The sequence below is a fragment of the Paenibacillus cucumis (ex Kampfer et al. 2016) genome, from assembly GCF_019748695.1.
Classification (GTDB): Bacteria; Bacillota; Bacilli; order Paenibacillales; family Paenibacillaceae; genus Paenibacillus; species Paenibacillus polysaccharolyticus.
In genome coordinates this window covers 417,324-427,966 of record NZ_JACLIC010000007.1, presented here as the reverse complement: position 1 = coordinate 427,966, position 10,643 = coordinate 417,324, and the positions used below count along the sequence as shown (strand labels likewise).

At 45.3% G+C, this 10,643-nt stretch carries 10 protein-coding genes and 7 tRNA genes; 16 read left to right on the top strand and 1 reads right to left on the bottom strand.

Annotation, left to right across the window (positions count from 1 at the left end):
• The first annotated feature begins 145 nt into the window (after positions 1-145).
• The 15 genes from H7T88_RS05115 to yajC all read left to right on the top strand — a co-directional run bounded on the left by H7T88_RS05115 (position 146) and on the right by yajC (position 9,223).
• A tRNA-Val gene (locus tag H7T88_RS05115) sits at positions 146-221 on the top strand.
• 17 nt (positions 222-238) lie between these two features.
• Positions 239-312: transfer RNA gene (locus H7T88_RS05110), tRNA-Met, on the top strand.
• A 28-nt stretch (positions 313-340) separates the two neighbouring features.
• Positions 341-418 (top strand) — tRNA-Asp (locus tag H7T88_RS05105).
• Positions 419-436: 18 nt separating this feature from the next.
• A tRNA-Gly gene (locus tag H7T88_RS05100) sits at positions 437-511 on the top strand.
• 7 nt (positions 512-518) lie between these two features.
• Positions 519-595: transfer RNA gene (locus H7T88_RS05095), tRNA-Arg, on the top strand.
• A gap of 15 nt (positions 596-610) precedes the next feature.
• Positions 611-689 (top strand) — tRNA-Leu (locus H7T88_RS05090).
• Between the two features lie 7 nt (positions 690-696).
• A tRNA-Pro gene (locus tag H7T88_RS05085) sits at positions 697-770 on the top strand.
• A gap of 265 nt (positions 771-1,035) precedes the next feature.
• Positions 1,036-1,662, top strand: a complete 627-nt coding sequence (locus H7T88_RS05080; RefSeq protein WP_221787415.1) for a BofC C-terminal domain-containing protein — start codon at positions 1,036-1,038, stop codon at positions 1,660-1,662.
• Positions 1,663-1,950: 288 nt separating this feature from the next.
• Entirely contained in the window at positions 1,951-2,454 is a 504-nt protein-coding gene (gene ruvC, locus H7T88_RS05075) for a crossover junction endodeoxyribonuclease RuvC (RefSeq protein ID WP_090915614.1), read from the top strand.
• On the top strand, positions 2,451-3,065 hold the full coding sequence (gene ruvA / locus H7T88_RS05070; protein WP_154887473.1) for a Holliday junction branch migration protein RuvA: 615 nt from the start codon (positions 2,451-2,453) through the stop codon (positions 3,063-3,065). Before ruvC ends, ruvA begins: the two co-directional genes overlap by 4 nt.
• Before the next feature lie 61 nt (positions 3,066-3,126).
• On the top strand, positions 3,127-4,137 hold the full coding sequence (ruvB, locus tag H7T88_RS05065) for a Holliday junction branch migration DNA helicase RuvB (protein ID WP_154887474.1): 1,011 nt from the start codon (positions 3,127-3,129) through the stop codon (positions 4,135-4,137).
• 173 nt (positions 4,138-4,310) lie between these two features.
• On the top strand, positions 4,311-6,395 hold the full coding sequence (locus tag H7T88_RS05060; RefSeq protein ID WP_312027580.1) for a SpoIID/LytB domain-containing protein: 2,085 nt from the start codon (positions 4,311-4,313) through the stop codon (positions 6,393-6,395).
• 248 nt (positions 6,396-6,643) lie between these two features.
• On the top strand, positions 6,644-7,672 hold the full coding sequence (queA, locus tag H7T88_RS05055; protein WP_221787409.1) for a tRNA preQ1(34) S-adenosylmethionine ribosyltransferase-isomerase QueA: 1,029 nt from the start codon (positions 6,644-6,646) through the stop codon (positions 7,670-7,672).
• Positions 7,673-7,707: 35 nt separating this feature from the next.
• Positions 7,708-8,844, top strand: coding sequence for a tRNA guanosine(34) transglycosylase Tgt (gene tgt, locus H7T88_RS05050; protein WP_221787401.1), 1,137 nt, complete (start codon positions 7,708-7,710; stop codon positions 8,842-8,844).
• 67 nt (positions 8,845-8,911) lie between these two features.
• The gene (gene yajC / locus H7T88_RS05045; RefSeq protein WP_154888523.1) at positions 8,912-9,223 is read left to right on the top strand and encodes a preprotein translocase subunit YajC; all 312 of its coding nucleotides are present in this window, start codon (positions 8,912-8,914) and stop codon (positions 9,221-9,223) included.
• A 98-nt stretch (positions 9,224-9,321) separates the two neighbouring features.
• On the opposite strand, the gene H7T88_RS05040 is transcribed toward yajC, so the two are convergent.
• Positions 9,322-9,714 carry a TIGR04086 family membrane protein gene (locus H7T88_RS05040; protein WP_154887481.1) on the bottom strand — a complete coding sequence of 131 codons (393 nt, stop codon included), beginning with the start codon at positions 9,712-9,714 and terminating at the stop codon, positions 9,322-9,324.
• A gap of 180 nt (positions 9,715-9,894) precedes the next feature.
• On the opposite strand from H7T88_RS05040, the gene H7T88_RS05035 reads away from it, so the two are divergent.
• Positions 9,895-10,641: a YetF domain-containing protein gene (locus H7T88_RS05035; protein WP_154887483.1), complete on the top strand. Its 747-nt coding sequence runs from the start codon at positions 9,895-9,897 to the stop codon at positions 10,639-10,641.
• The last annotated feature ends 2 nt before the right edge of the window (positions 10,642-10,643 follow it).

The window sequence follows — 10,643 nt, the reverse complement described above, 5'->3', positions numbered from 1 at the left end:
GGTTCGAATCCCCTACGGGTCATAGTTATTTTTAATAACTAAAGAGTGGGATGAGAATCCCAAAGGTTCGTCGGAGGATTAGCATCGATAGGAACTGCTTCGCAGTCTCGAACGAAGTGAGAGTATCCCTTACGGGTCATATTATGGAGGCTTAGCTCAGCTGGGAGAGCATCTGCCTTACAAGCAGAGGGTCGGGGGTTCGATCCCCTCAGCCTCCACCATATATGTTTTCTAATGACGCGGGGTGGAGCAGCCCGGTAGCTCGTCGGGCTCATAACCCGAAGGCCGCAGGTTCAAATCCTGCCCCCGCAATTGTAGCTTTCCTAACCGAAAGTGATCTGGAACCGTGGTGTAGTTGGCCTAACATGCCTGCCTGTCACGCAGGAGATCGCGGGTTCGAATCCCGTCGGTTCCGCCATATTTACATTTTTATCATGCGGAAGTGGCTCAGCGGTAGAGCATCGCCTTGCCAAGGCGAGGGTCGCGGGTTCGATTCCCGTCTTCCGCTCCAATATTTTGCGCCCTTAGCTCAGCTGGATAGAGCGTTTGACTACGAATCAAAAGGCCGGGAGTTCGAATCTCTCAGGGCGCGCCATTATTTTCATAGTTTGCCGGCGTGGCGGAATGGCAGACGCGCTCGACTCAAAATCGAGTGGGAAACCGTGGAGGTTCGAGTCCTCTCGCCGGTATATATAACGGGATGTAGCTCAGCTTGGTAGAGCACCTGGTTTGGGACCAGGGGGTCGCATGTTCAAATCGTGTCATCCCGATTTCTAAAAATCACTATCTAATCAGATGGTGATTTTTTTGATTTTAGTAGATATTCACTTCATAAATTTGGATCTCTTGATCTCTCGATTACCGCAACTTGTCAAGGTCAAGGCTTTCAAGAGTTTAAAGAGGTGGGTTTGCATAAAGGTTTCTCCATTAGGTCACAATAGGTTTAAAAAAGTGATTGAAGGGGTTTATGTGAACAGGTTCACCTTACGAAAACAATTAAAGAGACGCTGGCGACGATGGAAACGAACCTTGTGGATGGTTGCCGCTATATGTGCGGTTACAATATTAGCGTACCGTGGTTTATCTATATCAGCAGCAGTTGAGCGTTTACTAACAACCGATTTTGGTGAAGCCGTAAATGTTATGGGCCCAGTTAAACAGGATCAACGATCGGCACATGAGATTCAGGTGATTGTAGAGCAACTTGAAACGGGTGCAGACCAATTAATACGTGTTGTTTTACAAACCAAATATATTTGTGGTGTTGAAACTGAACAGCTGGGGAGAATGGATATCCCTCAATTAAAAATGCTGCTTGCTCAACATCCAGAGTGGGAAGCGAAGGTTACTTCCTCGGATACGTTACATTTGAATCAAAGCGTGGATGATCTTTCACCTGTTTGTAAACAAGAAGCCTACATCAGTATCGATGCTACAGGTCATCTCAATCTGTATGAGGGCAAACCCGCTGAAGAGAATGTTATTCGTACGTTTTTTCAACTCGATGTAGGTACATTGGAAAGTTCATTGCCTGAAGGAGTGCTGGAGCAATTGCAAGAAGGCATCCGAATACAGGATAAAGATGAATATGACAGTGTAATTTCGACGTTTAGTGACTTTGCTGTGGATGAAACGCATCATTTACTTCGGAATGGCGGATAAGCCAACCCGTATAAGGAATACAACCTTTAAGTCAAAGGTGTAGAGTTACCTTCGGGAAACGTGTATGAAGATAAGTGGATAGAAGAGATGGCTACGGAAGGACATCGTGCGGATGTCCTTTTTGTCGTTTTTATAAGTTAACTCTTCTATAAAAATGAAAATTTTGAAGAAAAGTCACGAATTACGATAGGCTTTGGCATAGACAAAGTTTTTCCTGCCGCAAGGCCTATCTTTTGTTATAATGAAATGAACGATACATATGTTCGCTTTTGTAAGGGAGAGATGGTTTTGCGTTTTTTGGGAATTGACCCGGGTATTGCGATTGTGGGGTTTGGTTTTGTAGATAAAATCGGGAACAAGGTTGTGCCCGTACAATATGGATGTATTCAGACGGAGGCACATACACCAGATGAGGATCGGCTTCTTCACGTATATGAAGGCATGGTGCAACTGATTGATAAGTATAAGCCAGATGCGGTCGCACTGGAGAAACTCTTTTTTAACCGTAACGTAACAACAGCGATGTCTGTCAGCCAGGCCCGAGGGGTCATGATTCTTGCTGCTGCTCAGAAAGGTCTGCCTATTGCGGAATATACCCCGATGCAGATCAAACAGGCGATTGTAGGCTATGGCAAGGCGGAGAAGAAACAAGTGCAGGAGATGGTCAAAATGTTCCTTCGTCTGCAGGTTGTGCCTAAACCCGATGACGTTGCAGATGCGCTGGCTGTTGCTGTTTGTCATGCACATTCTTATACATTAAATTCCAAGTTGAATGAGGTACTGCGAAAATGATTGATTTTCTAAGAGGACAGTTTATACATGTCGAGAGTGATTATATTGTTTTAGATGTGCATGGGGTGGGTTATCGTGTGTTCTGTCCGAACCCCTATGCGTTTGCCAAGCAGGAAGGCGAGATCATCGTGTACACCCATCATCATGTGCGTGAAGATGCGATGCTGTTATTTGGATTTGTGACGAGAGAGGAACAGCGTTTGTTCCGTAAATTGATTGAAGTATCTGGAATTGGGCCAAAAGTGGCGTTAGGTATTCTTGCCGGTGGCACACCTGATCATGTGGTTACAGCCATTTATCAGGAGAATCTGACATTCTTGACGAAACTACCAGGTATCGGAAAAAAAACAGCGCAACGTATGATTCTGGACTTGAAGGACAAATTGGATGGTTTTGGTACAGCAGCCTATGAAACGGGTCTCTTTGCACCACCATCCGAGGAGGTTGGAAGTGGGTCCTCATGGGATGAGGCGCGTGAAGGTCTGAAGGCGCTTGGATATACGGATAGTGAACTGGACAAAGTATGGCTCAAGCTGAAAAAAGATGTGACGACCGCAGATTCTGTAGATGTGTTGATGAAACGGGCACTGCAAATGTTATTTACGGGTTAATTTATATTCATTTGTATCGTCGTACTAGAGTTGTAACCTGCAAGAAAAGGGTGGGAAGAACATGGATGAACGGATTATATCCGCTAACCTGATGATGGAAGATCAGAACGTCGAATTAAGCCTTCGTCCCCGATATCTAAATGAATACATCGGGCAGAATCAGGTGAAGGAAAATCTTAAAATATATATTGAAGCCGCTAAATTGCGGAATGAAGCATTGGATCATGTGCTATTATACGGACCTCCGGGTCTAGGTAAAACAACACTCGCTAATATTATTGCAAATGAACTTGGCGTAAACCTGAGAACCACTTCAGGCCCTGCAATTGAACGTCCAGGTGATCTGGCAGCGCTGCTGACGAATTTGCAAGAGGGAGACGTGTTATTCATTGACGAGATCCATCGACTTCATCGTACCGTTGAAGAGGTGATGTATCCGGCGATGGAGGATTCTGCTCTGGATATTATGATTGGCAAAGGGCCAAGTGCACGTTCCGTTCGCTTGGACTTGCCTCCATTCACGTTAATAGGAGCTACGACACGTGCAGGACTTTTGTCAGCTCCGCTTCGAGACCGTTTTGGTGTGATTAGTCGTTTGGAGTTCTATACGGTTGATGAACTTGCGTATATCGTTTCACGATCCACTGATATTCTGGGTGTAGAGATTGTTGGGGATGCTGCGGAGGAGATTGCTTTGCGTTCACGAGGGACACCGCGGATTGCAAACCGATTATTGAAAAGAGTACGTGATTTTGCACAAGTACGCGGTGATGGCATTATTACACAAGCCCTGGCGGAAGAGGCGTTGCAACGCCTGCAGATTGATCCGCGTGGGTTAGACGATATCGACCACAAGATGCTCAAGTCTATGATTAACAGCTTCCGGGGAGGTCCTGTTGGACTGGATACGATAGCGGCTACAATTGGGGAAGAATCTCAGACGATTGAGGATGTGTATGAACCTTATCTGCTGCAGATCGGTATGATTCAGCGTACGCCAAGGGGGCGTGTAGTTACTGATCTAGCCTATCATCATCTTGGTTTGCCTGTTCCGCCAAGAGACGGTAAGTAAGACTCGGCTTTTGCACGTCGTCTATGCGAAAACCTTGAGAGAATAGATGAAGAAGACGACATTACCCGTTTATAAACAGTGAACGGAATTCCTAGATATTAAACAGGAAGTTGAAATTCCCGTGAAAACTGACCGATATAAAGTGAAGAACATGTATGGAGAGGAGCCTGATTGTGGGAAAAGCAATACGCACGAAGAAGTGGAGTCGTCGATTGAAGGTACTGGCGGCTGCTCTGTTGACAGTAGGGTGCTTGCATGTGCCAGCTTATGCGGCTGGTGATAATGAGCAATTGATTCGAGTAGCTATGTTTGCGAATTTAGGGAGCACATATAAATCAACAACACCTCTAATTACACTTGAATCAGCAGGTTCATGGAGTATTCAGTCTGGTGGTGGTACCAATGTGACTCTTCCATCGGGGCAAACCCGTTTTAGTGCGGATGGATTCCGCGTAAAAGTATTGGAGACTGCTGATTTCACAACAGCCGCAGCGGCAGCAAAATTGCTTCAGGCTACGGCTGATAAACCTTTGCTGTATACGGTGACATTTAATGGAAAAACACTGTATCAGCTATACACCGGCAATTACGGTACAGCAGCACTTGCAGGACAAGCCGTTGCTCGGGTTCAAAAGACAGCTGCGACTCAATTAGCGGGACAGAAACCGGTTGTAACCGGAAGCGAACGTCTGTCTTCGGGGAACTACACTTCTCTTCAGGAAGCAGAAGCAGCACAGTCAAGTTTGCTTGCAGCGGGATTTACAGCTTATCCTGTATTGCAACTAGATGGAAGCAATCAAACCTATACCGTATGGGTCGGTGAAGCGATATCTGCGACGGAGTTATCTACGTTGAAGCAACGTGTAGAATCCAGTGTATCTGGCATTAGCCTCTCTCCTGTAGGTAACAGTCCAGGTTTGATTATTCGTCAGGACGCAGGATTGAGTATGGATGCCTTTAAAACGGCCCCACATTACACGATTGCAGGCAATGATTCCAAGGTAATGATACAAGGAAGTGGCAACGGTATAAAAGTTGTAGAGCGCTCCCAGCGTACATATCGCGGAGATATGGAGATCAGCATCGTTAATGGGGATCTAGCTTTAGTTAACGTCGTGCCACTGGAACAGTACTTGTACTCGGTTGTTGGCGCAGAAGTGTATTCTTCTTGGCCAACTGAAGCACTTAAAGTGCAGGCAGTGGCTGCCCGTTCCTATGCGCTCCAGCAGGGCGAGCGTTTCAAGATCGCCAATGTTGTGGATACCACACTGAGTCAGGCATACAATGGAATGAACTCTGAGAATGACAAAGTAACGAGTGCGGTGGATGCAACGGCTGGAGAAGTGCTCAAAAGCGAAGGCAAAATTGTAGAAGCTGTATTTTCATCTAATGCTGGAGGGCAAACGGCTCATCCTTCTGAAGTGTGGAACGGTGGGGCAGGCGTATTTACAAATGTGGACAGTCGTGGCGATCTGTCTGCGCAGGCTGGACTGCATACATGGTATCATGTGCTGATGAGTTCAGGTGTGAGCGGATATATTCGTGAGGACAATGTAAAAGAATTAACAACGAAGACGGATGCTGGACTCTCCAAAGCAACCGTAACGGCTCAAAATACAAATCTTAGACCGATCCCGCTCATTCAATCCAATGTTGAGCCAGTTGCCAAAATCAATCCTGGAACGGAAGTTGTTGTATTGGCAAAAGTGGCTCAATCCAATGATTATGCATGGGTGAGAGGGCCGTTTACTTCGGCACAACTGGTCAAGACATTGCAAGGTAAGACAACTGTAGCCGCCCCAGCTTCCATATCAACGTTGGAAGTAACCAAGCGAGGACCTTCCGGACGAGCACTGGAAGTTACGGCCAACGGGCAACCGTTGACTGTTAAATATGCGGATACGTATCGTTCTGCACTCGGCGGATTACCAAGCACTTTATTTGATATTGCAGGGACCGGAAGTTATACTGTATTAGGCGCTGACGGTCAAAAAGTCAGCAAAACCGGATCACAGGGCGCTTCAATATTGTCTGCCTCAGGCACAGGCACCTCATCCAGCAACGCACTTGTTGTGATGAGTGCAGATGGTCAAGCGAGAGCCGTGACACAAGGCCAGACCTTTATGTTTATTGGTCAAGGGAATGGACATGGACTTGGCTTATCTCAATGGGGCGCCAAGGGTATGGCTGACGAAGGGTATGATTACCAGACGATATTGAAACACTATTATCAAAACGCAACTATTGTTAAGGAATAAAAGACAATGATTTATATAAGCTCAACTATATTTATTTACACATAAACGGAGAAGACAGAAAAAACCTGAGAAAGCGAAGCGGTCGCCTTTATCACTGGATTTTCCCCTTGGGAAAGGGAGATAAAAAAATCCGGGGATAACAGCGATGGGAAGGTTGTTCTGTCATCGTAGTGTTCCGTGTGAAAATCTTTAGTTTAGCTTATATTAAAGTGAAAAAGAATATCAAAGCCTTAAGGAATGAATAGAACATGAATGTGAACTTATATGATTTTGAGTTACCAGAGGAATTAATCGCTCAGACACCGTTGCTGGATCGTACCGCTTCTCGTCTGCTGACTTTAAACAAAGAGACAGGGGAAGTTGCCCATCACCATTTCCCTCATATTATCGATGTACTGCAGCCTGGAGATACACTGATTCTGAATGATACACGTGTATTGCCTGCCCGCCTGTTTGGTACTAAAGCGGACACAGGGGCAAAAGCCGAGGTGCTTTTGCTTAAAAACGTCGAAGGTGATAAGTGGGAGGCACTCGTCAAGCCGGGCAAAAAGCTGAGAGCTGGCTCTGTCATTGTGTTTAGCGATGAATTAAAGGCTGTCATTAATGAAGTAGGCGAGATGGGCGCACGTACGTTAACGTTTGAGTACAATGGTATTTTCCAAGAGATTTTGGATCGCCTTGGTGAGATGCCACTACCACCCTATATCAAGGAAACGCTGGATGATCGAGAGCGTTACCAGACGGTATATGCCAAACACGAAGGTTCTGCAGCTGCACCGACAGCAGGTTTACACTTTACGGATGAGTTGCTGGAACAGATTCGGGCTAAAGATGTGAATGTTGGATTTATTACCCTACATGTTGGGCTTGGTACATTTAGACCGATGTCTGTTGATATGGTTGAGGATCATGTTATGCATGAGGAGTATTATTCTTTATCACAGGAAACGGCTGAACTGATTAATCAGACGAAAGAGCGTGGTAATAAGGTTTTTGCAGTGGGCACCACCAGTTGCAGAACGCTGGAGACGGTAGGAAGTAAATTTGAAGATGGTGTATTGCAGGAAAGTAGCGGCTGGACGAGCATTTTCATTTATCCTGGCTACTCCTTCAAGGTGATTGACGGAATGCTAACGAATTTTCATTTGCCCAAATCAACACTGGTGATGCTTGTTAGTGCTCTTGCAGGCCGAGAACACATTATGCATGCTTATGAGGAAGCCATCAAGGAGAAATATCGTTTCTTTAGCTTTGGCGATGCAATGTTGATTTATTAATAAACCGATTAACTTTTAGAGGATGATTATAACCAATGGCAGCAATTACGTACGAACATATCAAAACGTGTAAACAATCAGGTGCGCGTCTGGGACGTGTGCATACACCTCATGGTGTTATTGAGACTCCAACGTTCATGCCGGTCGGCACTCAAGCAACGGTAAAAACGATGAGTCCCGAAGAACTGAAGGAAATGGATGCTCAGATTATTCTGAGTAATACGTATCATTTGTTCCTGAGACCGGGTCATGAAATTATCCGTCAAGCTGGCGGTCTGCACAAGTTCATGAACTGGGATCGGCCTATTTTGACAGATAGCGGTGGTTTTCAGGTGTTCTCCCTTAGTGAGATGCGTAAAATTACCGAAGAGGGCGTACATTTCCGCTCCCATCTGAACGGTGACAAAAAGTTCCTTTCCCCGGAAGTGGCTATGGAAATCCAGAATGCTCTGGGCTCAGATATTATGATGGCATTTGATGAATGTCCTCCATATCCAGCTGAATACGAATACGTTAAGAAATCACTCGAAAGAACAACTCGCTGGGCGGAGCGTTGTATTGAAAGTCATGCCCGTCCGCATGATCAAGGATTGTTTGCTATCGTACAGGGTGGCATGCACGAGGATCTCCGTCGTCAAAGCGCGGCTGATTTGACTTCCATGGATTTCCCGGGGTATGCTATTGGTGGACTGAGTGTTGGAGAACCGAAACATTTGATGTATGGCGTATTGGATTACACGGTGCCTTTGCTACCTTCCAATAAACCAAGGTATTTGATGGGGGTAGGTTCACCCGATGCATTGATTGAGGGATCGATTCGTGGAGTGGACATGTTTGACTGCGTGTTGCCAACCCGGATTGCCCGTAACGGAACAACGATGACAAGTCAGGGACGTCTGGTCGTTCGCAATGCCAAGTTTGCAACCGATTTTGGGCCGCTTGACCCGGAATGTGATTGCTACACTTGCAGCAACTATTCCAGAGCGTACTTGCGCCATCTGATCAAAGCAGATGAAACGTTTGGCTTGCGTCTCACAACGATCCATAATCTTCATTTCCTACAGAACTTGATGCGCAATGTGCGTAAAGCCATAATGGAAGATCGTTTGCTTGATTTCCGGGATGAATTTTTCGATCAATATGGTCTGCATGACAATGACAAAGGTTTCTAATTGAGGTTTTTGCGGAGCCTATGCAACAAGCAGTAACTGTACGTATAGTCGATAAGGGGGAGTTTTGATGTTTCAAGCAATGACTGCTCAAGCTGCAAATCCTGGTGGTGGAATTTTTTCGTTGATCGTACCTTTGGTATTGATGGTCGCGATTTTCTACTTCCTGATGATTCGCCCACAGAACAAAAAGCAAAAAGCACGCAATGCGATGTTGGGCCAGTTGAAAAAAGGCGATAAAATTGTAACGATCGGTGGTCTTCACGGTACGATTGCTGAAATTACAGACGACGTGGTGGTATTGCGTGTAAATGACGTTACCAAGCTTACGTTTGACCGTAATGCGATTAGCAGCGCTGTAAGTCGTGAAACGGCTGAATAATGGTATACATGATGAGAAGATGAGAATATGCGCGGGCATATTCCCGAACAGAGAATCGGATCTGAAGTAGATCCGGTTCTCTTTTTTTTGTGAGTTGATTATGAGCGTTGTGTGTTGACTCCAAAGATGCCGCCAAGAGCCGATATAAAGAATGCGCTAAGGAGTTGCAAGCTGTCTTTCCAGTTAAATGAAGCGTCCAGTGCCAAGAATCCGATGAGCAACACGAGAAGCCCATAAACGATCCCTGTGAAGCCACCGTAATACCATCCTTTCTCACCCGAACGTTTCCCCGCAATGAAACCACCGATGAGCAATGACAAAACGTGAACAACATAGGTATAGGTGGAAAGATCCTGTTCTCGCATGCCGCTCATCCACAGGAAGAAAGAAAGTATTAATGCTCCGATAAACATCCAGACAAAAGCGTGACAGAGGCCAGACAGAATTGGGTTGGACATCCGAAATGAGAATAAGCGGCGAATCAATTGCATAAAGCAACCCCCTTGTACAAGTTTGAAATTATTACAGTGTATGGTCAAGCCTTCTGACTTATGAACCGATTTCCATTAAATGAACGGATTATTTCTGCATGAGCATGTGAGGTTCAGGTCAAAATAGGGATTGCACTTCAGATCTCTGTACAATGCTGAAATTCGAAGGAGGTTCCTGTTATGAATTTCACTGATTTTGGCCCTCACATATATCGAACCATACTCATGTATTTCCTGGTGTATTGCGCTATTCGTGTGATGGGTAAACGTGAGATCGGCAAGTTATCTATGTTTGATCTGGTCGTGTCCATCATGCTTGCCGAGATGGCTGCTTTTGTGATTGAGGATATCAAAAAACCGCTATCTCATGGTATTGCTCCGATGCTGACCGTCATTGTTATGCAAATCGGGATGGCTTATGTCGGGTTGAAAAGCCGCAAGCTTCGTCTGATGATCGATGGAAAACCTACGGTTTTAATCTCCAAAGGCAAGCTTCATCGTGATGAAATGCGCAAGCAACGTTACAATCTGGATGATCTGTTACTGCAGCTTCGGGAACAAAATATTGACAGCATCGGTGATGTAGATTTTGCGCTCCTTGAAACAACCGGGAAATTGACTGTATTTCCGAAAGATCAGAGCTCTGATGGCTCTACTTCCAGTTCCGGTTCTTCCAATTCATCTGCACGGCAAAAAGAAAATGTTAAGCTGAAAGGTTTCCCCAACATTAAATATGAGGGTTTACCCGTGCCCCTGATTATGGATGGGAAAGTACAGGATGAGAATTTGGAAATGATCGAGAAAACACGTTTCTGGTTAAAAAATCAAATTCAACAAAAAGGCATTAACGATTTTAAAGATGTGTTTATATGCTCAATTGATCACAATGGCAAGTTATATATAAGTGCTCGTGAAGACAAAAAATAAAA

Bases quoted from the DNA above. Each gene is read 5' to 3' on its own strand.
- H7T88_RS05080 (WP_221787415.1), top strand. From the start codon at position 1,036: ATGGTTGCCGCTATATGTGCGGTTACAATATTAGCGTACCGTGGTTTA.
- ruvA (WP_154887473.1), top strand. From the start codon at position 2,451: ATGATTGATTTTCTAAGAGGACAGTTTATACATGTCGAGAGTGATTAT.
- ruvB (WP_154887474.1), top strand. From the start codon at position 3,127: ATGGATGAACGGATTATATCCGCTAACCTGATGATGGAAGATCAGAAC.
- queA (WP_221787409.1), top strand. From the start codon at position 6,644: ATGAATGTGAACTTATATGATTTTGAGTTACCAGAGGAATTAATCGCT.
- tgt (WP_221787401.1), top strand. From the start codon at position 7,708: ATGGCAGCAATTACGTACGAACATATCAAAACGTGTAAACAATCAGGT.
- yajC (WP_154888523.1), top strand. From the start codon at position 8,912: ATGTTTCAAGCAATGACTGCTCAAGCTGCAAATCCTGGTGGTGGAATT.
- H7T88_RS05040 (WP_154887481.1), bottom strand. From the start codon at position 9,714: ATGCAATTGATTCGCCGCTTATTCTCATTTCGGATGTCCAACCCAATT.
- H7T88_RS05035 (WP_154887483.1), top strand. From the start codon at position 9,895: ATGAATTTCACTGATTTTGGCCCTCACATATATCGAACCATACTCATG.